The sequence below is a fragment of the Streptomyces sp. Root1304 genome (assembly GCF_001426405.1).
Taxonomy (GTDB): Bacteria; Actinomycetota; Actinomycetes; order Streptomycetales; family Streptomycetaceae; genus Streptomyces.
The window spans coordinates 183,249-208,143 of the sequence record NZ_LMEP01000025.1; the positions used below are offsets into that span (position 1 = coordinate 183,249).

The following is a 24,895-nucleotide window of genomic DNA, read 5'->3' on the forward strand; positions in this document are numbered from 1 at the left end:
ACGGTGACGCACCGAGCGGGCCGCCGCCCCCGGGCGGGGGCCCGGGGGCGGACGCGGCCCGGGTCAGACGAGCTGGATGGTGAGGGAGCCGGCGATCAGCAGGGCGAGGCCGAGGGCGCGCTCCTTGGTGAGCGAGCGCTGCGGGAGCTTGAACAGGCCCTTGTGGTCGATCAGCGCCGAGGTCAGCTGCTGCCCCGTCACGGTCAGGGCGATGGTCACGGCCGCGCCGATGGTGGGGATGAGGAGGAAGGTGCCGGTGACGTACGCGGCGGCGCAGGCGCCTCCGAGCCAGCCCCACCAGGGCATCTTCTTCAGCGGGGCGATCTTGGGCTTCGGGGTCTTCCGGGTCGCGTAGAGCACGAGCAGGACGACGGCGATGGTGAAGGTCGCCACGGCGAAGCTGATCACGGCGACGGTGATGGGCTGCTTGAGCTGGGCGCGGAGCTGGGCGTTGACCGCGCCCTGCACGGGGAGCACGCCACCGGCGATGATGCCGAGCGCGAGCCAGCCGGCGCGGCCGGCGCCCGACATCTTGGGGGCGCCGGGAGGGGCGGCGGCCTTCATGCCCCGGATGATCACGACGATGCCGGCGAGGACGGCCACGGCACCCACGACGATGCCGACGCTCAGGTCCTTCCGCTCCAGGCCGAGGAGACCGAAGAGGTCGAGCGCGAGCGAGGCGAACATCTGGCCGGTGACGAAGAGCCCCACGGCGGCGAGGGCGCCGAGCCGCGGGAAGAGCAGGATGCCGCTGGTGATGTAGAGCGGACTTGCCAGTCCGCCCAGCAGCTGCCAGGCCTCGACGTCGGGCAGTTTGCCGAGCGCGCCGAGGGCTCCGGCCGCGATGGCGAGCACGGTCAGCAGACCGGTCGCGACGCCGAGCTGGATGGTCGAGGCGCCGTACGGGGTGCCGACGGCCGAGTTGAGCTGGAGGTTCACCGAGGCCTGGACGGCCAGGAGGCAGCCGACCAGCAGGGCCGCGGCGAGTAGCGCGGTGTGCATCTTGATCTCCCTGGGGCGGGGATGGCGAGCGGATAAGTGGACACTGAGTCCGTTTAGCATGCCACGGGAGATGGCAAACGGACAAGGTGTCCACTTAGCCCCGAGGGAAGTAAGGTCTGGTCCATGAGCGACGACGAGCAGCGCGGACGTGGAGCCGCCTCCGTGCACCGGGTCGGCGGGCTCCTCGGTGACCTCCAGGCGGCGGACGAACAGCCGGTCGCCCCGCGACGGCGGGCGGACGCGGAGCGCAACCGCGCCCTGATCCTGGCCGCGGCGGAGCAGCTCTTCGCGGAGCAGGATCCGCGCTCCGTCACCATGGACCGGATCGCCAAGGCCGCCGGGGTGGGCCGCGCCACGCTCTACCGGAGCTTCCCCGATCCGTCCTCGGTCGCCGTGGCGCTGCTCGACGAGCACGAGCGCCGGCTCCAGGGGCAGCTCATCTACGGCCCGCCGCCGCTGGGTCCCGGCGCGCCCGCCGGAGAGCGCCTGGCCGCGTTCTACCTCGCGATGCTCGATCTGCTCGAACGCCATCTGCCGCTGGCGCTGGGGGCGGAGACCGGCCCCGCGCGCTTCCGGACGGGCGCCTACGGCTTCTGGCGCGTGCATGTCCGCACGCTGCTCGTCGACCACGGGATCCAGGACCCGGACCCGCTGATCGACATCGCGCTCAGCCCCCTGTCACCCGAGCTGTTCCAGTTCCAGCGCCACGAACTCGGCCTGTCGACCGAACGCATCGGCCGCTCGCTCGCGGACTTCGCCCGGCAGTTGCTGCGCTCGGGGGCGTGAGACGGGGGCTCGGGGGGCGTCCGGGCCCGGGTGGGTACGCGGCCGGCTCGGGTACGGGCGGGTACGCGGCCGGCTCGCGCTGTCGCGGGCCGACTCGGGTACGGTCGTGGGCCGGCTCGGGTACGGTCGTGGGCCGGCTCGGGTACGGGAGGTGGGCCCGGGGGTGTGGGGCGGGTGTCCGGGCCCGTGGTGCCGGTGTCAGGTGCCGTGGTGCCGTGTGGTCGGGTGCACCAGGCCCGGCAGGATCAACTCCCAGATGCGGCCGAGCCGTTGCTCGGCCGGTCCGTGCAGCGCGCCGCTCTCGGCCGTCGGCCGGGGCCCCCGGGGCTCCTCGGCCGGCCAGCTCTCGTCGGCCGGCGGGTTGGGGACGCGCATCTCCAGCTCGACCCCGGTGATCACGTACCCGATGAGCGCCGCGACCGCCGTCGCGTCCACACCGGGCCGCAGGGCGTTCTCCGCCGCCGCGAAGCGCGCCAGGCGGGCCACCTCGCGCCGCCAGGGGCAGTCCCGGGAGAGGCCGGGGCCGGGTAACTGGAGCTCGCGCGCCAGGCGTTCGCCGGCCCGCGCCGTCGGGTCCGTCTCGAAGAGCCGGATGAGCGCGTGCGTCGCGATCACCAGCTTGTCGATCGCCGTGCCGCCCACGCCCTCCGTCGACAGACACGCCGACTCCACCGTGATGCGGGTGACCGCGCGCGCTCGCACCCGCACCTCCGTCGCCAGGTCCGCCTTGGTCGCGAAGTGGAAGACGAGGGCGCCGGTGGTCACCCGTGCCTCGCCCGCGATCCGGGCCAGCGAGGCCCGCTCGTACCCCACTCCGTCGAAGACCCGTGCGGCCGCCGACAGGATTTCCCGTCTTGTCCGCTCCGCCCTCTGCTGAATCGCCATGAGCTCCCCCGTCGGCTTACGAGAACTGCCGGAGCGTTATGTTCCGGCCTGCGCGTGTGACCGACTCGAAACTATCCGGCCGGGCGGCCACGAAACGTGTCCCCTCGGCCGACGGGCCGAAACTCGGGCTTGACAGGGGTTTCCGCTCCTGGTCGGGGGCGATTCCCCGCCACGGCCCGGCCGTGAAGTGTCCGGAACCGTGGGTATGCCCTGTCAGGTGGATTCAGCCGTTCCGGCGTCCGTGGATGCCCGCGCCCGGGAGCGGGAAACGGCCACACCGGCCAGGCACAGCGCGCCCCCGGCGAGGGTGAGCGGCCCCGGCAGCTCGCCCAGGAACGCCCAGGCCAGCAGGACGACCAGGGCGGGTACGGCATAGGTCGTCGCGCCCATCCGTCCCGCCGTCGTGCGGGCCAGCGCGTAGGCCCAGGTGGTGAACGCCAGCGCGGTCGGGAAGACCCCCAGATAGACCATGTTCAGGGTCGCCGACAGCGGTGCCGAACCCAGCTGCTCGACCAGCTGCCCGGCGAACGGCAGACACGCCACCGCCCCCACCAGGCACCCGAAGGTCGTCACCTGGAGCGCGCCGGCGTGCGCCAGCGCGGGCTTCTGCGCCACGACCCCGCCCGCGTACGCCACCGCCGCGAGGAGGCAGAGCAGCACCCCGAGCACGGAGGCGTGACCGCCGGAGGACGCGCGGGACATCGAGAGGCCCACGGTCACCGCGCCCGCGAAGGACACCGCCATGCCCGCGAGCAGCCGGGGCGGCAGCGACTCCCTCAGGAACCGCGCGCCGAGCAGTGCGATCAGGATCGGCCCGATGTTCACCACCATCGCCGCCGTCCCGGCGTCGACCTCCTGCTCGCCCCAGTTGAGCACCACCATGTAGACCCCGAACCAGAGCAGGCCCGAGACCAGGATCCCCGGCAGGGCGGCCCGGGGCGGCAGCCCCTCCCGCCGGACGAGGAGGACGGCCCCCAGGACCAGCGACCCGGCGAGCAGGCGCCCGAGGGCCAGCGCGCCGGGGGAGTAGGCGGCCCCGGCGCTGCGGATGGAGACGAAGGCCGAGGCCCACAGGACGACGGTGACCCCGGCGGCGACGAAGGCGAGCCGGGAGGAGGGTGGCTTCTGCATGCCCCGACGGTAGGGCGCGGACGGTTCGGCGCTCACCGCAATATTGCGGGGCCGGGTGGTCCGCGGGCCCGGGAGCTACCGCAGGTCCGCCGCCGCGATGCCCAGGGACGCGTGCAGCGCCCGCTCGCCCTCCTCGGTCACCCGCACGGCCCGCTCGGACCCGATCCGTACGCACCATCCGGTGTCCAGCGCGTGCGCGCAGAGCGCGGCGCCCGCGAGCCCGGCGAGGTGCGGCCGGCGCTCGGTCCAGTCGAGGCAGCCGCGCGCGACGGGCCGCCGCCCCCGGCGCACCAGCGGGATGCCGAGCCCGTCGAACCAGGCGAGGCCCCGGTCCGTGAGGGCGAAACCGGTGTCCTGGCGGAGCAGCCCGCGGCCGGTCATCGCCTCGGTGATCGTGATGCCGAGCCGCCCGGCGAGATGGTCGTAGCAGGTCCGGCCCCTGGCCATCGCCCGCCCGGCGTTCGCGGCCCGCAGGGAGCGGGGCGGCACGGCCACGGGCGGCTCGGACCGGGCGGCGAGGTCCTCCACGAGGTGCGCGATCCCCGGGTCGGCGAGGCGGACGTACCGGTGGCGGCCCTGCCTCTCCTCGGCGAGCACCCCGCCGGTGACGAGCTTGCCGAGGTGCTCGCTGGTGGTGGAGGGCGCCACGCCCGCGTGCCGGGCGAGTTCGCCGGCCGTCCAGGCACGCCCGTCGAGCAGGGCGAGGAGGAACGCGGCACGGGTCTCGTCCGCGAAGAGCGCCGCGAGCGCGGCGAGGTCACTGGCTGCCATGTGCCGAGCCTCCCGCACTCACGCTTCGGCGGCGGCCGAAGTGTGCTGCGGGGCGGCCGACCGGGCCGGGTCCCCCGAGACCGAGCCGCCGGGCGCCCCCGTCCGTCGCCCCAGCCCCTCGTACTGCATCCGCAGTCCGTCGAGCAGGGCCCGCAGGCCCGTGTCGAAGGCGCCCTCGTCGACCTTCTGGCGGTGCTCCGCGAGCAGGTGGGCCTGTCCGAGGTGGGGGTACGCGGCCGGATCGTAGGCGGTCTCGTCGTCGACGAAGCCGCGGGCGAAGGAGCCGAGGGCGGAGCCGGTGACGAAGTACCGCATCAGCGCGCCGATGGAGGTCGCCTGGGCCGGGGGCCACCCCGCGCGGACCATCGCGCCGAAGACGGCGTCCGCGACCCGCAGCCCCGCCGGGCGGCGGCCGGGCCCCTGGGCGAGGACCGGGACGATCTGCGGGTGGTCGGCGAGGGCGGCGCGGTAGGACACCGCCCAGTCGTGCAGCGCCGTCAGCCAGTCGCGGCCGTCGGCCTCCGCGAACATCGACAGGTCGACTTTCGCGCTCACCGCGTCGGCGACGGCGTCGAGGATCTCGTCCTTGGTGCGGAAGTGGTTGTAGAGCGAGGGCCCGCTCACCCCGAGCTCGGCCGCGAGCCGCCGGGTGGAGAGCGCGGCGAGCCCTTCCGCGTCCACGAGCGCGCCCGCCGTCTCGACGATGCGGTCTCGGCTGAGCAGGGGCTTGCGCGGTCGGGCCATGGCGCACATAGTAGGCCCGCGGACGAAAAACTAGCAGTGGTAATTAACGGGACGGGTGAGGTGGGCAGGGTGGATCTGGCGCTGAGCGAGGAGCAGGAAGCCGTACGGCGGCTGGCCGAGGACTTCGTCGCACGCGAGGTCACCCCGCACGCCGTCGCGTGGGACCGCGCCGAGGAGGTGGACCGGGCGATCGTGAAGAAGCTCGGCGCCGTCGGCTTCCTCGGGCTCACGATCCCGGAGGAGTACGGCGGCTCCGGCGGCGACCACCTCGCCTACTGCCTGGTCACCGAGGAGCTCGGACGCGGCGACTCCTCCGTGCGCGGCATCGTCTCCGTCTCCCTCGGCCTGGTCGCCAAGACCGTCGCCGCCTGGGGCGACGAGGCGCAGAAGCGGGAGTGGCTGCCCCGGCTCGCCTCCGGCGAGGCGCTCGGCTGCTTCGGCCTCACCGAGCCCGGCACCGGCTCCGACGCCGGGAACCTCGCCACCCGGGCCGTGCGCGACGGCGAGGACTTCGTCGTCAACGGCAGCAAGATGTTCATCACCAACGGCACCTGGGCCGATGTCGTGCTGCTCTTCGCCCGCACCAACGACACCCCCGGCCACAAGGGCGTCTCCGCCTTCCTCGTCCCCGCGGACACCCCCGGCCTCACCCGCCGCGCCGTGCACGGCAAGCTCGGGCTGCGCGGCCAGGCCACCGCCGAACTGGTCCTGGAGGACGTCCGCGTCCCCGCCTCCGCGATGCTCGGCCCCGAGGGCAAGGGCTTCACCGTCGCCATGTCCGCCCTCGCCAAGGGTCGGATGTCGGTCGCCGCCGGCTGCGTCGGCATCGCGCAGGCCGCCCTCGACGCGGCCGTGCGGTACGCGGGGGAGCGGGAGCAGTTCGGGAAGCCGATCGCCTCCTACCAGCTGGTGCAGGAGCTCATCAGCGACATCGCCGTCGACGTGGACGCGGCCCGGCTGCTGACCTGGCGGGTCGCCGACCTGATCGACCGGGGCCAGGACTTCGCCACCGCCGCCTCCAAGGCCAAGCTGTACGCCTCCGAGGCCGCCGTCCGCGCCGCGAACAACGCCCTCCAGGTCTTCGGCGGCTACGGCTACATCGACGAGTACCCGGTCGGGAAGCTCCTCCGCGACGCACGCGTCATGACCCTGTACGAGGGCACCAGCCAGATCCAGAAGCTCATCATCGGACGGGCCCTGACCGGGGTCTCGGCCTTCTGAGTAGCCCGCGGCACACGTCTGAGTACCCGGACGGATGTGGTCCCTGCCACATCCGTCCGATGCTGTCCGGCATGAGCGACACACCGGTCAAGCAGCAGAACACCGCCGCCTACTACATGCAGGCCGTCATCTCCTTCGGGATCGCGATCACGGCCGTGGCCGTCGGCATCTTCCAGCTCGACGCCAGCGCCTGGGTGCGCGCCTTCCTCGCCATCGCGGTCCTCTACCTCACGACCTCGGCCTTCACGCTCGCCAAGGTCGTCCGGGACCGCCAGGAGGCCGGCCAGATCGTCAGCCGCGTCGACCAGGCCCGCCTGGAGAAGCTCCTCGCCGAACACGACCCCTTCCAGAAGCTCTGAACCCGCCCGGTGGGCCCGTCCCCCGCCCGCTCGCCCGCTAAGCGCTTGCTCACCCACGTTGTATGGTGTTCGTCCTGACGGGGTCCGAGAAGGAGTGTGGGATGAGCGCGGCGGAGGAGACGCCCGGGGGCGAGGACATGTCCTGGGGCGAGGTCACGCCCGAGGCGGCCCGGCGGCTGCTCGTGGCGGCCGTGGAGGCCTTCGCCGAGCGCGGCTATCACGCGACCACCACCCGGGACATCGCCGGCCGTGCCGGAATGAGCCCGGCCGCGCTCTACATCCACTACAAGACCAAGGAAGAGCTGCTCCACCGGATCAGCCGGATCGGCCACGACAAGGCCCTGCAGATCCTCCGGGCCGCCGCCGACGGCGACGGCACCGCCGCCGAGCGCCTCGCCGACGCCGTGCGCTCCTTCGTCCGCTGGCACGCCGAGCGGCACACCACCGCGCGGGTCGTCCAGTACGAGCTGGACGCCCTCGGCCCCGAGCACCGCACCGAGATCGTGGAGCTGCGCCGCGAGTCCGACGCGACCGTGCGCCGCATCATCAACGAGGGTGTGGCGGCGGGCGAGTTCGACGTGCCCGACGTGCCCGGCACCACGGTCGCCGTGCTCTCGCTCTGCATCGACGTCTCGCGCTGGTTCAACACGCAGGGCCGTCACACGGCGGACGAGGTCGGCGCGCTCTACGCCGACCTCGTCCTCAGGATGGTCGGCGCTCAGAAGTAGTAGCGGGAGACCGACTCGGCGACGCAGACCGGCTTCTCCGAGCCCTCGCGCTCCACGGTCACCGCCGCCGTCACCTGCACGCCGCCGCCCGCCTCCTCGACCTTCGTCAGGACGGCGGTGGCGCGCAGCCGCGAGCCGACCGGGACCGGGGCGGGGAAACGCACCTTCTCCGTGCCGTAGTTGATGCCCATCTTCATGCCCTGGACCGAGAGGACCTGCGGGACGAAGGTCGGCAGCAGCGAGAGCGTCAGATAGCCGTGCGCGATGGTCGCGCCGAACGGCCCGGCGGCGGCGCGCTCCGGGTCGACGTGGATCCACTGGTGATCACCGGTGGCCTCGGCGAAGAGGTCGATGCGCTTCTGGTCGATCTCCAGCCAGTCGCTGTGTCCCAGCTGCTCGCCGACCCCCGCGCGCAGCTCCTCGGCGGAGGTGAAGATCCTCGGCTCGGCCATGTCCCTGCTTCCTCTCGTCACGCTCTCCCGGGCGCCCCGGTACAGGCCTCCGGTCGCGCTGTCTAAGCGCTTGCTCAGCATGTGGGGGTGGAGGGTGCGCTGTCAACGGACCAGTAGGGTTCGCCGGGTGCCGCAGATTCCAGAGAAGATCCACGAGCTCACCGTCGGCCAGCTCTCCGCCCGTAGCGGGGCCGCCGTCTCCGCCCTCCACTTCTACGAGGCGAAGGGGCTCATCAGCAGCCGCCGCACCACCGGCAACCAGCGCCGCTACGGCCGTGACACCCTGCGCCGGGTCGCCTTCGTCCGCGCCGCGCAGCGGGTCGGCATCCCTCTGGCCACGATCCGCGAGGCGCTCGCCCAGCTCCCGGAGGAGCGCACCCCCACCAACGAGGACTGGGCACGGCTCTCGGGCGCCTGGCGCACCGAACTCGACGAGCGCATCAAGCAACTCGGCCGGCTCCGCGACCACCTGACGGACTGCATCGGCTGCGGCTGTCTGTCCCTGGAGACCTGCGTCCTGTCCAACCCCGACGACGCCTTCGGTGAACGCATGGCGGGCTCCCGCCTGCTCCCGGTCCGCAGGTCCACGGAGGACGACACGTCCTGACCCCCGCGCCCCCGGGGCTCACGCCGCCGAGGCCAGCGACCGGCTCCGCTGTCCCCGGGCCCGCGCCAGCGCCCCCGAGGTGAGTACCGTCCGGGGCAGGCCCACACCGCAGTCCCCGCACACCGGGCCGAGCCACGGCTCGTAGGGGTCGCCGGGGCCTGCCCACCCGATGCGCGGCCCCGCGCACACCGGGCACCCCTCGCCCGGTCCGCTCTCCAGCGCCGTTATCAGCCGCCGCAGCACCTCGGGCAGCGGATCCGACGGGTGCACCGCCGGATCGCCGCACCGGACCACGCCGTTGCCGCCCCAGACGCGCCGGTGCCAGTCGTCGACCGCGCCGAGCCCGCGCAGCCCTTCCTGCTTCTCGCGCCGCCGTCGGGCGGCGAACTCCTCCTCGTACGCGAGCCACACGGCCCGCGCCTCCTCCAGCTCGTCGAGCGCGGCCATCAGCCGCCCCGGGTCGAGCTCCCGGTCCTCGGGACCGAAACTGTGCCTCCGGCACAGGTGGTCCCACGTGGCCCGGTGTCCGTACGGCGCGAACCGTTCCAGACACTTGCGCAGCGAGTACCTGCGCAGCGCCGTGTCGCACCCCGGGTCGCGCACCTGTCTCGCGAGACTCCGGAAACCGGCCATCTCTCGCCACCTCCGCCGCTGGTCCTTCCGCGATATCAGAGGGACGAACGGGAGGCCCCGCGTGTTCCATCGAAATTCGGATGGCAACCATCAGTGGGACGGGAGGGGTGGTTGTGACGGTGTGGAACGTGGGCGTCCGGGAGGCCTCCGAGCCCGCGCCCCACCGCCGTACTCCCACGTCACCGCCCTACCGCCCCGCCCCCGCCGCCGACACCACCACCCGGGCCAGCTCCTCGTGGCAGATGTCGCTGTGCTCGCGGACCACGTCCGCCGCGTCCACGCTCACACAGCCCGAGCCCGGCACCCCCTCGCGCAGCACCGCCGCCAGGGTCCGTACCGCCGCTCCCGGTACGGCGAGGACGCCGTCGTGCCCGATCGCCCCCCAGCGCGGGTCGTCCGCGCCCAGCAGCCCGGCCGCCGCACCCAGCGCCGCCGCCGCGCCGAAGGACTCGGAGTCGCCCGCGAGCCGGGAGGCCAGCGGGTACATCACCCCGAGCGCCGTGTCGTGCCGCGAGTAGCAGGCCACCACCGGCCCCCGCACCCGCAGCTGCGCGTTCCCCAGCGAACCGGAACGCCCGGGGTCGTGCGGGAGCCGGGCCGCGAAGGCGTAGTGCGAGAACGCGCCCTGGAGCAGGGTGACGGAGGCGACGGACCCTGCCCCCGGCGGCAGCCCCCGCAGGGCGTACGCGACGAGCCGGGCGCCCATGCTGTGCCCGACGAGGTGGACGCGGAGACCGGGCGCGGCGCGGGCGACCTCGCCGAGCAGCGGCCCGAGACCGGTCTCGCCGACCCGCCCCGCCCGCTTCTTCATGACGTAGTACGTGGTCTGCCGAAGCGCCTCGCGGGCGCCCTTCCAGTACCGCTTCAGCCCCTCCCCGAAGCCCTCGGGGGGCACCGCACCCGAATCCTCCGCCGCCGTGCCCCCGCCGGCCCCCGCAGGCCCGGGCGCCCCCGCCTCCAGCGCCGCCGTGAACAGGGCGCACACCTCCACCGGGTCCCCGACCAGGAACTCCGGCACACTCTCCCCGGGCCCGGCCGCCATGCCCTCCCGGTCGCCCTCGGGGCCCACCTCGGCCAGCTCCCGCAGCAGCGCCCCGAACTCGGCGAACGCGGCCTCGTCCGGCGGCGCCGTCACGAGGAGTTCCGTGATCCGGTCGAGGACCGGTTCCTTCTCGGGGAGGACCGTCACGAGGGCCCGGTAGTCGGGCACCGGCTCGCCGGAGAACATCATCGAGGGCCAGATCACGCCCGCGTAGCCGGCCTCGACGCCGGGGGCCAGCAGCCCGGGGAAGGGGGCGAAGAAGTCGGAGCAGAGCCGGGTGGCACCGGACGGGGAGTTGTTCCACCCGTGGGCGAACACCACCAGGTCGGTGACCCCCTGCCGGGCCAGTGCGGCGAGGCGCCCGGCCTGCCCGGCGGGCCCGTCGCCGTCCTTGTCGAAGCTGATCTCGCGGTACGGCTCCACACTCATCCCGGTCACGGCCCGACCGTCCCTCCGCGTCGAGGTGGCCGTCGCGCCCGGGGCGCGCGGTGCGCGGGCGGCGGCTCCATGGCCAGGATGCCCGCGCGGGGCCCCGGTCAGACCTCGGCCGGGACCCCTGTCGACGCCGCGCCCGGGCGGTCAGCGCAGCCGCGCCGCCGTGATCCGGGGGAAGTGGAGCAGCAGGTCGTACGAGGCGGAGAGGCGCACCTGCGCCAGGTCGCCCGCCCAGGGGTACGCGGTTCCGATGCTCCGGGTCGGCCGGGGCACGGAGAGCCAGTCGCGTGCCGCGGGCGTCGTCCGCCGGAGGTCCAGGTAGAAGGCGCCGGGCGACACCCGGTCCAGGGTGTGGGAGGTGCTGTCGGGGCCGAGCGGGCCCACGGTGAAGGCCCGCAGCGGTTCGCCCGGGGCCTCCGTGTCGTGGGCGTTGAAGGAGCCCCGGCCGAAGGACGCGCCGACGCTCACGTAGTCCCGGCCGAGGGCGTCCCGCAGGAAGGCGCCCTGGAGCCGGGGGTACTGGTCGGGGCGGGGGGTCTCGTAGCCGACGTGGCCGTTGTGCGCGGAGAGCACGATCCGGTCGCCGGTCCGCCGCTGCCACCACACCGTGTTCTCGGCCATGACCCGGTCGCGGTAGAGCATCGCCTCGGCGATCCCCGCGTCCGTCGCCATGTCGTGGGCGTACTCGGTGCCGACCTGGGCGATGGCCCGCGCGTGCTGGACCGCCCACGCGGCGGCCTCCCGCGCCCGGGGGTCCCGGGCGGGGCGCTGCTCCCCGAGGAGGGCGAGGGCCCGGTTCACCTCGGCGGCCATCCGCCGTCGCTCGGGGAGCGGCCGGGCCATGTACCCCTTCATCCACGTCTCGACGTCGCCGGACGGGCGCGAGGCCCGGTACAGCTCCCGGAAGCGGGGGAGGAGCGCCGGGTGGGTGCGGGCCACGTAGGAGGTGACGGTGTCGAAGAGGTTCGGGCCCGCGTAACCGAGGTCGTTGCCCATGAAACGGACCTGGTGCTCGGGGTGGAGCTGGTTGTGGCGTCGCATCCACCGGAACAGGTCGAGGTACTCCTCGGTGTTCCAGAGCCGGTACGACTCCTGGAACTCGTCCCGCATGATCTCCCGGATGTCGCCGGCGCCGGTGCGCACCCATGCGTCGACGAGCAGACCGGTGGACCAGTTGGCCTCCAGGGCGAAGGTGGTGAAGCCCCGGCGTTCCACGAGGTGTTCGAAGATCCGGTGCTTGGCCTCGAAGAACTCGGCCGAGCTGTGGGTGGCCTCGCCGATGCCGACGACCTTGGCCGAGCCGACCATCCGGTCGAGCGGACGCAGGTCGGTGAAGGGCTCTGCGGTGCGGGCGAGTTCGCGTGCGGGATCGGAGGCGGGCGGGGCGCCGGCCGCGCCGGCGGCGGGCGCGAGGCCGCCGAGAAGAGCGGCGGCCAGCAGTCCGGCGAGGAGCGGGCGGCGGCGTAAGGAAGTGCGGGAGAAGGCCATGGGGCCAGCGTGGTCGGCGGGACGCCCTCGGGGACATACCGTGCACCCCCCGGTCGGAAGGGGGGACAACCCCCTGTCGGGGGTGGAGCGGTGACGCCCCGGCACCCGGGGACGGGAGTCGCCGCCCGCCCTGGCCGCCCGCCCTCACCGATAGAGCAGATACCCCCTCCGTACCGCCCGGAAGGCCGCCAGGTCCGTCTCCCACGCCCCGACGACCTCGTCCACCCCCGCCCCCGCGTCGATCAGCGTCCGCACCCGGGTCGACCCGGTCAGCTTGTCGATCCAGTTGTCCGCGCGCCAGGCGAAGCCGGACCACGAGCTCCTGGCGGTGACGAGGAGACCGATGCCGGTCCGTACCGGGTCGAAGGACGCGCGGTCGTCGACGTGCAGCTGTACCCCGCCCACCGTCTTCCCCTGGAACTTGGAGAAGGTCGGCGCGAAGTACGCCTCCCGGAAGCGGACCCCGGGGAGCCCGAGGGCGTTCGCCGCCTCCGCCCACCGCCGGTCGATCCCCTCGGCGCCGAGGAGTTCGAACGGGCGGGTGGTGCCCCGGCCCTCGGAGAGGTTCGTGCCCTCGAAGAGACAGGTGCCCGCGTAGACGAGCGCGGTGTCGGCCGTCGGCATGTTCGGGCTGGGCGGCACCCAGGGCAGCCCGGTGGCGTCGAAGAACTCCGTCCGCCGCCAGCCCGTCATCCGTACGGTCTCCAGGGCGACCGGGGTGGCCAGGAACTCCCCGTTGAAGAGCAGGGCCAGCTCCGCCACCGTCATGCCGTGCGCCTGCGCGATCGGCTCGCGCCCGACGAACGTGGCGAAGGCCCGGTCCAGGACGGGCCCGAGCGCCGCCCGCCCGGTCACCGGGTTCGGCCGGTCCAGGACCACGAACCGCTTCCCGGCCAGCGCGGCGGCCACCATGCAGTCGTACAGCGTCCAGATGTACGTGTAGAAGCGGGCGCCGACGTCCTGGATGTCGAAGACGACCGTGTCGACGCCGGAGGCGGTGAAGACGTCCGCGAGCTGCTGCCCGCTCTTCAGATACGTGTCGTAGACGGGCAGTCCGGTCGCGGGGTCGTCGTACCGGCCCTCCGAACCGCCCGCCTGCGCGGTGCCCCGGAAGCCGTGCTCGGGGCCGAAGACGGCGGTCAGGTCCACCCGCTCGTCGCCGTGCATCTCGTCCACCACGTGCCGCGCGTCCGGGGTGATCCCGGTCGGGTTGGTGACGATGCCGACCCGCTCGCCGGCCAGGAGGGCGTACCCGTCGGCGGCGAGCCGCTCGAAACCGGTCCGCACCCGGCCGGGCCCCGGCGGCCGTCCCGCAGCCGAGGCGGTGGGCGCGGCGGCGGTCACCGCCCCGAGGGCGCCTCCGGCGGCCAGCAGACTCCGACGCGACAGGCTCATGCGGGACCTCCCAGGAGTGACATGGGCACGCACGCTAGCGCTCCTGACCGCCCCGGGGAACGAGGCGTGCGGGCCGGGTCTTCCGCGACTCCATACCGACTGGTTAGTCTGTCCCGGTCGTCAGAGCCGAGAGGTGGGTCCATGACCGAGGACACGAACGGAATCCGGGGCGCCGGCGTCGTCGTCACCGGAGCGGGCGGCGGCATCGGAGCCGCCCTCGCCCGCCGGTTCGCCGCCGAAGGGGCCCGGGTCGTCGTCAACGACCTCGACCCGGACCGCACCAAGGCCGTCGCCGAGGAGATCGGCGCCCTCGCCGTCCCCGGCGACGCCTCCGCCGTCGTCGACGAGGCCCGCGAGGCCCTCGGCGGCACCGGCGCCATCGACGTCTGGTGCGCCAACGCCGGACTCTCCTCGCCCGGCGACGCCTTCGCAGACGAGGACGTCTGGGCCGCGGCCTGGGACGTCAACGTCATGGCCCACGTCCGCGCGGCCCGCGCCCTCCTCCCGGAATGGCTGGAACGCGGCAGTGGCCGCTTCGTGTCCACCGTCTCCGCCGCCGGTCTGCTCACCATGATCGGCGCGGCGCCGTACAGCGTCTCCAAGCACGGCGCGTACGCCTTCGCCGAATGGCTCTCCCTCACCTACCGGCACCGCGGCCTCAAGGTCCACGCGATCTGCCCGCAGGGCGTCCGTACGGACATGCTCACCGCCGCCGGATCGGCCGGTGACCTCGTCCTCGCCCCCACCGCGATCGAGCCCGAGGACGTCTCCGACGCCCTCATGGAGGCCATCGCCGCCGACCGCTTCCTGGTCCTGCCCCACCCCGAGGTCGCGGGCTACTACCGCAACCGGGCCACCGACCCCGAGCGCTGGCTCGGCACCATGAACCACGTCCAGCGGACCTGGGAGACGGGCGCCCGGTAACAGGAGCCCCGGCGGATGGGAAGATCTACGGGCGGGAACACGTTCCGCTGACCGAAAACGATCACCAGGGAAGGCGGCGGAAGCATGGCCAGGACGACGGACGGGAACGGCACTCCCGTCCCCCAGAGGCTCCTCGCCGCCGCCACCCGGCTCTTCGCCGAGCAGGGGTACGACCGCACCTCCGTCCAGGAGATCGTCGAGGCCGCCGGGGTCACCAAGGGCGCCCTCTACCACTACTTCGGCTCCAAGGAGGACCTCCTCCAGGAGGTCTACGCCCGGGTCCTGCGCCTCCAGCAGGAACGCCTCGACGCCTACGCGGACGCCGACGAGCCCATCGAGGACCGGCTGCGCGCCGCCGCCGCCGACGTCGTCGTCACCACCATCGAGAACCTCGACGACGCCGCCATCTTCTTCCGCTCCATGCACCACCTCAGCCCGGAGAAGAACAAGCAGGTCAGGTCGGAGCGGCGCCGCTACCACGAGCGCTTCCGGGCCCTGGTCGAGGAGGGCCAGCGGGCCGGGGTGTTCTCCTCGGCGACCCCCGCCGACCTGGTCGTGGACTACCACTTCGGCTCGGTCCACCACCTCTCCACCTGGTACCGCCCGGACGGCCCGCTCACCCCCGAAGAGGTGGCGGGCCATCTCGCCGATCTGCTGCTGAGGGCGCTCCGCCCCTGATCCGCGGCCGGGCCCCGTCGTGACGGCGGGACTTTCCGGACACGACCTACAGGTACTTCTTCAGCTCCCGGCGCGCCAGCGACCGCTGGTGCACCTCGTCCGGGCCGTCCGCGAGCTTCAGCGTCCGCGCCGCCGCCCACAGCTCGGCCAGCGGGAAGTCCTGCGACACCCCGCCCGCGCCGTGCGCCTGGACCGCCCTGTCGATGATGTCGACGACCGCGCGCGGGGTCGCGATCTTGATGGCCTGGATCTCGGTGTGCGCGCCCCGGTTGCCGACGGTGTCCATGAGCCAGGCCGTCTTGAGGACGAGGAGCCGCAGCTGCTCGATCGTCACCCGGGCGTCCGCGATCCAGTTCTGCACGACGCCCTGCTGGGCGAGCGGCTTGCCGAAGGCGGTACGGGTGACCGCCCGCCGGCACATCAGCTCCACGGCCCGCTCGGCCATGCCGATCAGCCGCATGCAGTGGTGGATGCGGCCGGGCCCGAGCCGGGCCTGGGCGATGGCGAAGCCGCCGCCCTCCTCGCCGATCAGGTTCGCCGCCGGGACCCGGACCCCGTCGAAGAGCACCTCGGCGTGGCCGCCGTGGTAGTGGTCCTCGTACCCGTACACCCGCATCGCGCGCCGCACCTCGACGCCGGGGGTGTCGCGGGGGACGAGGATCATCGACTGCTGACGGCGGGGGTCGGCCCCGTCGGGGTCGGTCTTGCCCATGACGATGAAGATCCTGCAGTCGGGGTTCATCGCCCCGGAGATGTACCACTTGCGGCCGTCCACGACGTACGAGTCGCCGTCCCGCCGGATCCGCGTCTCGATGTTCGTCGCGTCGGAGGAGGCGACCTCCGGCTCGGTCATCGCGAAGGCCGAGCGGATCTCGCCGGCGAGGAGCGGCTCCAGCCACTGCTTCTTCTGCGCCTCGTCGCCGAACTGGGCGAGCAGCTCCATGTTCCCGGTGTCGGGGGCGGCGCAGTTCAGGGCGGTCGGGGCGAGGTGCGGGCTGCGGCCGGTGATCTCGGCGAGCGGCGCGTACTGGAGGTTGGTCAGCCCGGCCCCGTACGCGGCGTCCGGCAGGAAGAGATTCCACAGGCCCTGCCGCTTGGCCTCCGCCTTGAGGTCCTCGACGACCTGCGGGGTGTCCCAGGGGGAGGCGAGCAGGGCGCGCTGCTCCTCGGCCACGGCCTCGGCCGGGTACACGTGCTCGTCCATGAAGGCGAGGAGCTTCGTCCGCAGTTCCTCGGTGTGTGCGTCGTACGCGAAGTCCATGGCGGTTCAGCCTTCCTGAAGGGTGGTCAGGCCGTGCTCGATGAAGACGGGGACGAGTTCCCCGATGCGGTCGAAGCCCGCGCCGACCGTCTGCCCGAGCGTCCAGCGGTAGTGGATGCCCTCCAGGATCACGGCGAGCTTGAACCAGGCGAAGGCGGTGTACCAGGCGAGGGCGGAGGTGTCGCGGCCCGAGCGGGCGGCGTAGCGCTCGGCCAGTTCGGCGGCGCTCGGGTGCCCGGGGGCCGTGGCCGTGGTGGAGATGGGGGAGTCCGGCAGGTCGAGCGGCGTGCTGTACATGACGAGCAGGCCGAGGTCGGTGAGCGGGTCGCCGAGGGTGGACATCTCCCAGTCGAGGACGGCCCGGATGCGGTCGTCCTCGCCGATGAGGACGTTGTCGAGCCGGTAGTCGCCGTGGATCACGGTCGGCGGGGGAGAGACGGGGAGCGCGCGGCCCAGCGCGGCGTGCAGCTCGTCGATCCCGGGCAGCTCCCGGCCGCGCGAGGCGTCGAGCTGCTTGCCCCAGCGGCGCAGCTGCCGGTCGAGGAAGCCCTCGGGGCGGCCGAAGTCGCCGAGACCCACCGCCTCCGGGTCGACGGCGTGCAGGTCGACGAGGGTGTCGACGAGACCGAGGACGGCGGCGCGGGTGCGCTCGGGGCCGAGCGGGGCGAGTTCGGCGGCCGAGCGGTACGGGGTGCCGTCGACGAACTCCATGACGTAGAAGGGCGCCCCGAGCACGGAGTCGTCCTCACAGAGCAGCAGCGTCTCCGGCACGGGGACGGCCGTCGTGTGCAGGGCGCTGATGACGCGGTGCTCGCGCCGCATGTCGTGGGCGGTGGCCAGCACGTGGCCGAGGGGCGGCCTGCGGACCACCCAGCGGCCGGTGCCGTCGGTGACGACGTACGTCAGGTTCGACCTGCCGCCTTCGATCAGCCGGGCTTCGAGGGGGCCGGACACCAGGCCGGGGCGCTCGCGGTCGAGGAAGCGGCGCAGCTGCTCGGGGTCGAGACCTGGCGGCGGGGCGGAACTCATACGTGCGTACCTCCGGATCGGCTTCGGTCGGCGTTCATGATGACCGACCAGTCGGTATGTCGTCCAGAGGGGTGTGGGGAACGAGACTCCCGTGCCCCCGGGGCAGGGGCGCCGCCGGGCCGGGCGCGGGCACGCGCGCCCCGGGCCGGCGGACCGGTCCGGGGCGCGCGTCGCGTCACCGTCGGTCAGGCGTGGCAGGCCACCGGCACCCCGCCGTTCATCGCCGCCATGTCCCCGAAGACCGCCGCCGGGTCGAGCGGCGACCCCTCCGGCAGGCCCTCCAGCTCCGCGTACGCCCGGTGCAGGTTCGCCACCAGGCGCTCGCTCTCCCGCCACGCGGCGAACTCGCCCGGCTCCGTCCGCCGCGCCGTCTCCAGCGGCGTGTCCCCGCGCGCGTACCCCTCCGCCCCCAGCTCCCGCACCCAGAGCAGGTACCGCTCCGTCGCGTCGTACGCCGAGGGATCGGTCACCCGGCCGTGCCCCGGCACCACCGTCGGAGCGTCCAGGGAGCGCAGCAGGGCGAGCGCCCGCAGCGACCCGGCCAGCGAACCCATCGGCAGGAACGGCGTCCCGCCCTGGAAGACCAGGTCGCCGGTGAAGACCACGCCCTGCTCGGGCAGGTGCACGATCGAGTCGCCCGTCGTGTGCGCGGGACCCGGGTGGATCAGCCGCACCTCGATGTCCCCGACGTGCAGCGTCAGGTGCTCCCGGTAGGTGACGGACGGCGGCAGGATGTCGACGTCCCCGAAGTCGGTCGCGGGCCACAGCAGATGGAGCTGGTGCCCGGCCGCGAGCTGCTCGGTGCGGCAGTTCTCGTGCCCGACGATCCGCGCCTCGGGCAGGAACACCTTGTTGCCGTAGGTGTGGTCGCCGTGGTGGTGGGTGGAGACGACCGTGCCGGGCGGCGCGAGGCCCTCGGCGAGGACCGCGTCGCGCAGCAGCCGGGCCCGGCGCTCGGTGGCGGCGGTGTCCACGAGCAGAGACTCGCGCGCGTCGCCGAGGAAACCGGCGTTGTTCAGGCACCAGCCGCCGTCGGGCTGGACGAAGGCGTGGACGCGCGGCGCGAGCGCGACCACATAGGGATCGGTGGCAGACAAAGGGATTCCCCCGGGTGAGAGCCCAACTGGACAGGGGAAGAGTGCCAGTTGCCGAGGTCGGGGGGAAAGTCGCGCCCGGGGCCGGGCCCCGCCCGTACCGTCCCCGCTTGCGTGCGCGCCCCGGCGCACCGAGGGTCGTGGGTATGAAGGCGATCAGCTACAGCCGGTACGGCGGCCCCGACGTCCTGGAGTACGGCGAGCTGCCCGACCCCAAGGTCGGGCCCGACGGCGTCCTGGTCAGGGTGCGGGCGGCGTCCGTCAACCCTGTCGACTGGAAGTGCCAGGCCGGATACCTCGACGGGATGCTCGACGCGGTCTTCCCCGTCGTCCCCGGCTGGGACGTCTCGGGAGTCGTCGTACGGCCCGGGGTCTCCGTCACCGAGTTCGCCGAGGGCGACGAGGTCATGGGGTACGTCCGTGAGGACTTCCTCTCCCGCGGCACCTTCGCCGAGTACGTCGCCGCCCCCGTCCGCACCCTGGCCCGCAAGCCGCGCACCCTCGGCTTCGAGGAGTCCGCGGCCCTGCCGCTCGTCGGCCTCACCGCCTACCAGGCGCTCCGCCAGGCCCTCGCGGTCCGCCCGCGCGACACCGTCCTCGTCCACGCGGCGGCCGGCGGCGTCGGCTCGATGGCCGTGCAGATCGCCCGCGACCTGGGCTGCCGGGTGATCGGCGCGACCAGGGACGCCGGCCTGGAACGGGTCGCCGAGCTCGGCGCCGAACCCGTCCGCTACGACGAGGGGACCTTCGCCGCCCAGGTCAGGGCCATCGCGCCGCTGGGCGTGGACGCCGTCCTCGACACCATCGGGGGCCCGTTCCTGCGGATCTCCGCGGGACTGCTCGCCCCCGGCGGCCGGCTCGCCTCGATCGCCGACGGGGAGGTCCTCGCCCTCGGCGGCCGCTACTTCTGGGTGCGGCCGGACCCCGTCGACCTCGCGGCCCTCGCGGACCTGGTCGACGCGGGCGTGCTCACCGTGCGGGTGGCCAGGACGTTCCCACTGGAACAGGCGGCGGACGCCCAGCGCGCGAACGCCGCCGGCGGCCTCAACGGCAAGGTCGTGGTCACGGTCCCCTGAGACCGCCCCCGAGCCCCGGACCCCGGGCCGTCCCGCTCCCGGCCCGCGTCACCAGATCAGCGCGGCCCCACAGGCGGCCAGCGCGATCGTGCACCCGGTCGCCAGCCACGCGCCCCGGTACGAGAGCGGACCCGGCCGGGCCGCGCTCAGGGACCGGATGCGGCGGTGGGCGACGGCCAGGAAACCGATCCACACGAGCGCCGACAGCGCGAGCCCGGTCACACCCACCGCCGTGATCTCGTCGTGGACGGCCAGCTTCACGGCGAGCACCGCGACCACCGTGCAGGACAGCGTCGTACGCCGCCAGGCGAGCCGGGTCCGCTCCGGCTGGAGCCCGGGGTCCCGGGCCTCGGGCGCGGAGTCCCGCGCCGTCAACGCCCCGCCCAGCCGAAGATCACGACCACCACCATGGTGAGCGCCACCACCGCCACCACGAAGCTCAGCACCGCGGGGAAGCGGGACACCGGCAGGTCCTCACCGTGCCGCATCGCCCGCTCGCAGCGCACCCAGTGGTTCACCGCCCGCAGCGCGCACAGCACACCGGCCGCGAGCAGCGCGAGCGCCAGCCCGACCCGCACGCCCCACCGCAGGTCCGGCAGGAACTGGTCGACGGCGAAACCGCCGCCGACGAGGGCGAGCGCGGTCCGGATCCAGGCGAGGAAGGTCCGCTCGTTGGCGAGGGAGAAACGGTAGTCGGGGGTCTCTCCCTCGTCCCGGATCCGCTGCGGCGCGAACCACAGCCGCAGGCTCTGCACGAAATCGCTCACCCGTGCACCCTAACGGCCGGATGATCGGCCGCCCGTCACGCCTCCCCGGCCGCCCGCGCCCGCAGCAGCTCGTACGCCGCGAGGCCGTCCGGCACCCACTCCCAGGTGTCGAGCCGCGCGGCCAGTTCCTCGTCCGTCAGGAACGCGTGCCAGGCGACCTCCTCCACCTGCGGGTGGACGGGCAGGGTGCAGCGGACCTCGTAGACCGCCGACCACCACTTCCCGGCGACGCCCCCGGAGTCGTACAGGAACCGCGTGACCGGCTCGGGGCGGGGGAGCCCGGACACCCCCAGCTCCTCCTCGGCCTCCCGCAGCGCGGCGTCGTCGTAGGACTCGCCGGCGCCGACGACCCCGCCGACGAACATGTCGTACCGCGAGGGGAAGACCAGCTTGTCCGGCGTCCTGCGGTGCACGAAGACCCGGCCCTCGGCGTCCCGGACCCGGATGAAGACACAGCGATGGATCAGGCCCCGCGCGTACACCTCACCGCGCGGGGCCTGCCCGGTCACCCGGTCGTGCTCGTCGACGACATCGAGAATCTCTTCAGCGGCGCTCATGCCGCCATCCAAGCAAAACGGCCGCCGGGGCCGCCGCCGGGGCCGCCCGGGTCACCACCAGCGCCGCCGGGCTCACTGCCCCATGACGTACTTGACCGTCGGACCGGTGGTCCAGCCGCCGTCCACCGCCAGCTCCGCGCCCGTCACGTACGAGGCGGCGTCCGACAGCAGGAAGACGACCGCGCCCGCGATCTCGTCAGCCTCTCCGACCCGGCCCATCGGCGTGTTCGGGTAGTTGCCCTCGCCGCGTCGGATGCCGACGGAGGCGGTCATCGGGGTGTACGTCATGCCCGGGTGGACGGAGTTGACGCGGATCTTCGCCGTGCCCAGCTCCACCGCGCCGATCTTCGTCAGACCGCGCACGCCCCACTTGGAGGCGCCGTACCCGGCGGTCAGGGCCAGGCCCATCAGGCCCGCGGCCGAGGAGATGTTGACGATCGAGCCGCCGCCGGCCTCCTTCATCGCCGGGATCGCGGCCTTCATGCCGATGAAGACACCGGTCAGGTTGATGTCGAGGACCTTGCGGAAGTGCTCGACGGACTCGGTCTCCAGCAGGGCGCCGGTGGAGATGCCCGCGTTGTTCACCAGACCGTGCAGCCCGCCGAACTCCGCCACCGCGAACGCGACGGCCGCCGCCCACTCCTCCTCGGAGGTCACGTCGTGGTGGAAGAAGCGCGCCTTCTCGCCGAGCGCCTCGGCGGTCGCCCGGCCCTCCTCGTCGAGCACGTCGGTGAGGACGACGCTCGCGCCGGCCGCGACCGCCTGCCGGGCGGCCTCGGCGCCCAGCCCCCGGGCGCCGCCGGTGATGATCACGGTCCTGCCGGTGAGGTCGTTCATGAGAGGTCCTTTCGGTGGTGCGCCTGCTCCGGCTGTGCGGCTCGCAGCAGGGCGGTGGTGGTCTCGACCAGGTCGGCGAGGAAGAGCGCCTCACCGGTGAGGGGTTCGGTGCCGGCCAGGTACTGCCGGGCCCGGTCCGCCATCGCCGCGCCGACCACGGTCAGCGCCAGGTCGAGGCGTTCCAGGAGCAGCGGCTCGGGCAGCCCGTCGGCGGCCAGCCGGTCCGCGATCCGCTCGATGAGCCGCCAGTAGTCGGTGCCCGCGAGCGTCGGATGGGGGGTGCGGGCGCGCACGCCGCTCTCGTGGCTGAGCTGCGCGGATATCCGCAGACAGCGCCGGCCCCGGTCGGTGCGCAGCTCGCTGGCCTCGGCGGTGACGAGGGCCTCGACGAGGGCGCGCGGTTCGTCGTCGGCGGCCGCGAGGAGCGGGGCGAGCACGCTCTCCGTACGGGCCTGGCGGCCTGCCATCACGGCGTCGAGGAGCCCGGCGCGCGAGCCGAAGTGGTACTGCACGGCGGAGGGATTGGCCTGCCCCGCCCGTGCGACCACGTCCCGCAGCTGTGCGCCGTCGACGCCCTGGGCGGCGAAGATCTCCTCCGCCGCGCGGATCAGTCTGTCCCGGGTCTCGGGCCCCGATGTCCTTGCCATGCATCCATATTAATGCTCGACATTAGAAAACGGGAGGGCCGGGGGCGGTCAGGACGGTTGACTCGATACATCCGTGTATCCAAGATGCGGTCCATGTCCTACGACGCTGATGTGATCGTGATCGGGGCCGGCCTCGCCGGTCTCGTCGCCACCGCCGAGCTGGTCGACGCCGGCCGCACCGTGATCCTCCTCGACCAGGAACCCGAGCAGTCCCTCGGCGGCCAGGCCCACTGGTCCTTCGGCGGCCTCTTCCTGGTCGACTCGCCCGAGCAGCGCCGGATGCGCGTCAAGGACAGCCACGCCCTCGCCCTCCAGGACTGGCACGGCACCGCCGGCTTCGACCGCACCGAGGACCACTGGCCCCGGAAGTGGGCCGAGGCGTACGTCGACTTCGCCGCCGGCGAGAAGCGCGCCTGGCTCCACGCGCGCGGGGTGCGGTTCTTCCCCGTGGTCGGCTGGGCCGAGCGCGGCGGCTACGACGCCAACGGCCACGGCAACTCCGTCCCCCGCTTCCACATCACCTGGGGTACGGGTCCCGGGCTCGTCGCCCCCTTCGAGCGGAAGGTCCGCGAGGGCGTCGCCCGCGGCCTCGTCCGCTTCCGCTTCCGCCACCGGGTCACCGCCCTCGGCCGTACGGCGGGAGCCGTCGACACCGTCAGCGGCGAGATCCTGGAACCCTCCGACGCCGAGCGCGGCACCGCCAGCACCCGCACGCCCACCGGCACCTTCGAACTGCGCGCCCAGGCCGTGATCGTCACCTCCGGCGGCATCGGCGGCAACCACGACCTCGTCCGCGCCCAGTGGCCCGAGCGGCTCGGCACCCCGCCCGCCCGGATGCTCTCCGGCGTGCCCGCGCACGTCGACGGACTGATGCTCGGCGTCGCCGAGAAGGCCGGTGCCCACCACATCAACCGCGACCGGATGTGGCACTACACCGAGGGCATCGAGAACTGGAACCCGATCTGGGCGAAGCACGGCATCCGGATCCTCCCCGGACCGTCCTCGCTCTGGCTGGACGCCACCGGCAAGCGGCTGCCCGTACCGCTCTTCCCCGGCTTCGACACCCTCGGCACCCTCGAGCACATCATGCGGACCGGCCACGACCACACCTGGTTCGTCCTCGACAAGCGGATCATCGGCAAGGAGTTCGCCCTCTCCGGCTCCGAACAGAACCCCGACCTCACCGGCAAGTCGATCCGCGACGTCATCGGCCGCGCCCGCGCCGACGTCCCCGGCCCCGTCCAGGCGTTCATGGACAAGGGTGCCGACTTCGTCGTCGAGGACGACCTCTCCGCCCTGGTCCGGGGCATGAACCGGATCACCGGCGAGGACCTGATCGACGAGACCGTGCTGCGCCACGAGATCACCGCGCGGGACCGCGAGATCGCCAACCCCTTCACCAAGGACCTCCAGGTCACGGCGATCCGGGGGGCCCGTAAGTACCTGGGCGACAAGCTCATCCGTACGGCCTCCCCGCACCGGATCCTGGACCCGAAGGCGGGCCCGCTGATCGCCGTACGCCTCAACATCCTCACCCGCAAGTCGCTCGGCGGCCTGGAGACGGATCTCGACTCCCGGGTCCTCGCGGCGAACGGGGAACCGCTCGAAGGCGTGTACGCGGCGGGCGAGGCGGCCGGCTTCGGCGGCGGCGGGGTCCACGGCTACCGCTCCCTCGAAGGCACCTTCCTCGGCGGCTGCATCTTCTCGGGAAGGGCGGCGGGTCGCGCGGCGGCGAAGGCGGTGGGCTGACGGGGCAGTCTCAGGGCGAGGGCGAGGGCGAGGGCGAGGGCGGCGAAGGCGGTGGGCCGACCACTCCCGGGTCGGCGCGTCCCCGTGACACCGCCCCACCGGGCGGCCCGCCCTCAGCCCTCCTGGATCAGCTCCACCACCCTGAACCGCTCCACCACGGCGATCGTCCCGTCGTCCACCACGAAGTCCGGGTCGCCCAGCCCCTCCCGCATCTCCTCGCTGTGCCAGAAGCGCTCATGGGCGGCCCGCCACTCCGCGACCGACCGGAAGCCCTCGCCCTCGTCGAGGGCGAGCCGGAGGTCCACCTCGCCGAGCGGCAGCAGCCGGACCTCCGTGACCTCCACGACCGCGACCTCGCGGCCGTCCGAGTCGATGACCGCCGAGCGCTCGCCCACCTCGGGCAGTTCCTCGTTCTCGACCTCCCACTCGACGAGGAGTCCCGTCGTGGCGGTCTTCTCGCCGGCGAGGACGGCGGCGACGAGCCGGTCCCTGAGCGGGCCGGGGAAGGCGAGGAGGAAGGGCTTGAGCGCGTGAGGGCCGGTCATGGCCGACATTCTGTCAGCCACGACCGGCCCTCACCGGCGGTCCGCGCGGGCG

The 24,895-nt window shown here is 73.5% G+C and carries 28 protein-coding genes; 9 read left to right on the forward strand and 19 right to left on the reverse strand.

Features of this window, described 5'->3' with window-relative positions:
• Positions 1-63 precede the first annotated feature (63 nt).
• On the reverse strand, positions 64-1,002 hold the full coding sequence (locus tag ASD33_RS27465) for a DMT family transporter (protein WP_056566182.1): 939 nt from the start codon (positions 1,000-1,002) through the stop codon (positions 64-66).
• Positions 1,003-1,125: 123 nt separating this feature from the next.
• Here ASD33_RS27465 and ASD33_RS27470 point away from each other — a divergent pair, with 123 nt between their 5' ends.
• Entirely contained in the window at positions 1,126-1,788 is a 663-nt protein-coding gene (locus ASD33_RS27470; RefSeq protein ID WP_056566185.1) for a TetR/AcrR family transcriptional regulator, read from the forward strand.
• Between the two features lie 198 nt (positions 1,789-1,986).
• Here ASD33_RS27470 and ASD33_RS27475 read toward each other — a convergent pair whose 3' ends face one another.
• The 4 genes from ASD33_RS27475 to ASD33_RS27490 all read right to left on the reverse strand — a co-directional run bounded on the left by ASD33_RS27475 (position 1,987) and on the right by ASD33_RS27490 (position 5,319).
• A complete protein-coding gene (locus ASD33_RS27475) occupies positions 1,987-2,673 on the reverse strand; it encodes a TetR family transcriptional regulator (RefSeq protein ID WP_056566189.1) in 687 nt (228 codons plus the stop codon).
• 213 nt (positions 2,674-2,886) lie between these two features.
• Positions 2,887-3,804, reverse strand: a complete 918-nt coding sequence (locus tag ASD33_RS27480; RefSeq protein WP_056566192.1) for a DMT family transporter — start codon at positions 3,802-3,804, stop codon at positions 2,887-2,889.
• 75 nt (positions 3,805-3,879) lie between these two features.
• Positions 3,880-4,575, reverse strand: a complete 696-nt coding sequence (locus ASD33_RS27485) for a winged helix-turn-helix domain-containing protein (protein WP_056566195.1) — start codon at positions 4,573-4,575, stop codon at positions 3,880-3,882.
• Between the two features lie 18 nt (positions 4,576-4,593).
• On the reverse strand, positions 4,594-5,319 hold the full coding sequence (locus tag ASD33_RS27490; RefSeq protein ID WP_056566198.1) for a TetR/AcrR family transcriptional regulator C-terminal domain-containing protein: 726 nt from the start codon (positions 5,317-5,319) through the stop codon (positions 4,594-4,596).
• A 69-nt stretch (positions 5,320-5,388) separates the two neighbouring features.
• Between ASD33_RS27490 and ASD33_RS27495 the strand changes: the two genes are divergently transcribed.
• The 3 genes from ASD33_RS27495 (at position 5,389) to ASD33_RS27505 (ending at position 7,627) form a co-directional block, all read left to right on the forward strand.
• A complete protein-coding gene (locus ASD33_RS27495; protein WP_056566201.1) occupies positions 5,389-6,540 on the forward strand; it encodes an acyl-CoA dehydrogenase family protein in 1,152 nt (383 codons plus the stop codon).
• Positions 6,541-6,611: 71 nt separating this feature from the next.
• Positions 6,612-6,899 carry a YiaA/YiaB family inner membrane protein gene (locus ASD33_RS27500; protein WP_056567126.1) on the forward strand — a complete coding sequence of 96 codons (288 nt, stop codon included), beginning with the start codon at positions 6,612-6,614 and terminating at the stop codon, positions 6,897-6,899.
• A 101-nt stretch (positions 6,900-7,000) separates the two neighbouring features.
• Positions 7,001-7,627: a TetR/AcrR family transcriptional regulator gene (locus tag ASD33_RS27505; RefSeq protein ID WP_056566204.1), complete on the forward strand. Its 627-nt coding sequence runs from the start codon at positions 7,001-7,003 to the stop codon at positions 7,625-7,627.
• Here the strand turns inward: ASD33_RS27505 and ASD33_RS27510 are convergent.
• Positions 7,618-8,079, reverse strand: a complete 462-nt coding sequence (locus tag ASD33_RS27510; RefSeq protein WP_056566207.1) for a MaoC family dehydratase — start codon at positions 8,077-8,079, stop codon at positions 7,618-7,620. The two genes, ASD33_RS27505 and ASD33_RS27510, sit on opposite strands and share 10 nt — an antisense overlap.
• Positions 8,080-8,206: 127 nt before the next feature.
• Here ASD33_RS27510 and soxR point away from each other — a divergent pair, with 127 nt between their 5' ends.
• Complete coding sequence (soxR, locus tag ASD33_RS27515) at positions 8,207-8,686, forward strand: redox-sensitive transcriptional activator SoxR (RefSeq protein WP_056566210.1); 480 nt, start codon at positions 8,207-8,209, stop codon at positions 8,684-8,686.
• An 18-nt stretch (positions 8,687-8,704) separates the two neighbouring features.
• Here the strand turns inward: soxR and ASD33_RS27520 are convergent, their stop codons facing one another.
• From ASD33_RS27520 to ASD33_RS27535, 4 genes are all read right to left on the reverse strand, one after another.
• Positions 8,705-9,319: a hypothetical protein gene (locus tag ASD33_RS27520; RefSeq protein WP_056566213.1), complete on the reverse strand. Its 615-nt coding sequence runs from the start codon at positions 9,317-9,319 to the stop codon at positions 8,705-8,707.
• Positions 9,320-9,506: 187 nt separating this feature from the next.
• Positions 9,507-10,790 carry a hypothetical protein gene (locus ASD33_RS27525; RefSeq protein ID WP_056567128.1) on the reverse strand — a complete coding sequence of 428 codons (1,284 nt, stop codon included), beginning with the start codon at positions 10,788-10,790 and terminating at the stop codon, positions 9,507-9,509.
• 150 nt (positions 10,791-10,940) lie between these two features.
• Complete coding sequence (locus tag ASD33_RS27530; RefSeq protein WP_056566216.1) at positions 10,941-12,284, reverse strand: erythromycin esterase family protein; 1,344 nt, start codon at positions 12,282-12,284, stop codon at positions 10,941-10,943.
• Positions 12,285-12,428: 144 nt separating this feature from the next.
• Positions 12,429-13,679, reverse strand: a complete 1,251-nt coding sequence (locus tag ASD33_RS27535) for a DUF1343 domain-containing protein (protein ID WP_056566221.1) — start codon at positions 13,677-13,679, stop codon at positions 12,429-12,431.
• A 141-nt stretch (positions 13,680-13,820) separates the two neighbouring features.
• Here ASD33_RS27535 and ASD33_RS27540 point away from each other — a divergent pair, with 141 nt between their 5' ends.
• Positions 13,821-14,603 carry an SDR family oxidoreductase gene (locus tag ASD33_RS27540; RefSeq protein ID WP_056566224.1) on the forward strand — a complete coding sequence of 261 codons (783 nt, stop codon included), beginning with the start codon at positions 13,821-13,823 and terminating at the stop codon, positions 14,601-14,603.
• A gap of 84 nt (positions 14,604-14,687) precedes the next feature.
• The gene (locus tag ASD33_RS27545) at positions 14,688-15,281 is read left to right on the forward strand and encodes a TetR/AcrR family transcriptional regulator (protein ID WP_056566227.1); all 594 of its coding nucleotides are present in this window, start codon (positions 14,688-14,690) and stop codon (positions 15,279-15,281) included.
• 46 nt (positions 15,282-15,327) lie between these two features.
• On the opposite strand, the gene ASD33_RS27550 is transcribed toward ASD33_RS27545, so the two are convergent.
• The 3 genes from ASD33_RS27550 to ASD33_RS27560 form a co-directional block, all read right to left on the reverse strand.
• Complete coding sequence (locus ASD33_RS27550) at positions 15,328-16,542, reverse strand: acyl-CoA dehydrogenase family protein (RefSeq protein ID WP_056566230.1); 1,215 nt, start codon at positions 16,540-16,542, stop codon at positions 15,328-15,330.
• 6 nt (positions 16,543-16,548) lie between these two features.
• Positions 16,549-17,571, reverse strand: a complete 1,023-nt coding sequence (locus tag ASD33_RS27555) for a phosphotransferase (protein WP_056566232.1) — start codon at positions 17,569-17,571, stop codon at positions 16,549-16,551.
• Between the two features lie 185 nt (positions 17,572-17,756).
• Positions 17,757-18,668 (reverse strand): MBL fold metallo-hydrolase, encoded by a 912-nt coding sequence (locus ASD33_RS27560; RefSeq protein ID WP_056566235.1) that lies wholly within the window; start codon positions 18,666-18,668, stop codon positions 17,757-17,759.
• Positions 18,669-18,811: 143 nt separating this feature from the next.
• Here ASD33_RS27560 and ASD33_RS27565 point away from each other — a divergent pair, with 143 nt between their 5' ends.
• Positions 18,812-19,741: an NADP-dependent oxidoreductase gene (locus ASD33_RS27565; RefSeq protein WP_056566237.1), complete on the forward strand. Its 930-nt coding sequence runs from the start codon at positions 18,812-18,814 to the stop codon at positions 19,739-19,741.
• Positions 19,742-19,789: 48 nt separating this feature from the next.
• On the opposite strand, the gene ASD33_RS27570 is transcribed toward ASD33_RS27565, so the two are convergent.
• From ASD33_RS27570 to ASD33_RS27590, 5 genes are all read right to left on the reverse strand, one after another.
• Positions 19,790-20,116, reverse strand: a complete 327-nt coding sequence (locus ASD33_RS27570; protein ID WP_056566240.1) for a DUF202 domain-containing protein — start codon at positions 20,114-20,116, stop codon at positions 19,790-19,792.
• Entirely contained in the window at positions 20,113-20,508 is a 396-nt protein-coding gene (locus ASD33_RS27575; RefSeq protein ID WP_056566243.1) for a DUF202 domain-containing protein, read from the reverse strand. The genes ASD33_RS27570 and ASD33_RS27575 overlap by 4 nt, the downstream gene beginning before the upstream one ends.
• Before the next feature lie 35 nt (positions 20,509-20,543).
• Positions 20,544-21,065 (reverse strand): NUDIX domain-containing protein, encoded by a 522-nt coding sequence (locus ASD33_RS27580; RefSeq protein ID WP_056566246.1) that lies wholly within the window; start codon positions 21,063-21,065, stop codon positions 20,544-20,546.
• A gap of 72 nt (positions 21,066-21,137) precedes the next feature.
• Positions 21,138-21,902 (reverse strand): glucose 1-dehydrogenase, encoded by a 765-nt coding sequence (locus ASD33_RS27585; RefSeq protein WP_056566249.1) that lies wholly within the window; start codon positions 21,900-21,902, stop codon positions 21,138-21,140.
• On the reverse strand, positions 21,899-22,549 hold the full coding sequence (locus ASD33_RS27590; protein WP_056566252.1) for a TetR family transcriptional regulator: 651 nt from the start codon (positions 22,547-22,549) through the stop codon (positions 21,899-21,901). The genes ASD33_RS27585 and ASD33_RS27590 overlap by 4 nt, the downstream gene beginning before the upstream one ends.
• Before the next feature lie 93 nt (positions 22,550-22,642).
• On the opposite strand from ASD33_RS27590, the gene ASD33_RS27595 reads away from it, so the two are divergent.
• On the forward strand, positions 22,643-24,298 hold the full coding sequence (locus ASD33_RS27595; RefSeq protein WP_056567129.1) for an FAD-binding dehydrogenase: 1,656 nt from the start codon (positions 22,643-22,645) through the stop codon (positions 24,296-24,298).
• A gap of 113 nt (positions 24,299-24,411) precedes the next feature.
• Here the strand turns inward: ASD33_RS27595 and ASD33_RS27600 are convergent, their stop codons facing one another.
• Positions 24,412-24,843, reverse strand: coding sequence for an ASCH domain-containing protein (locus tag ASD33_RS27600; RefSeq protein ID WP_056567131.1), 432 nt, complete (start codon positions 24,841-24,843; stop codon positions 24,412-24,414).
• Positions 24,844-24,895 lie beyond the last annotated feature (52 nt).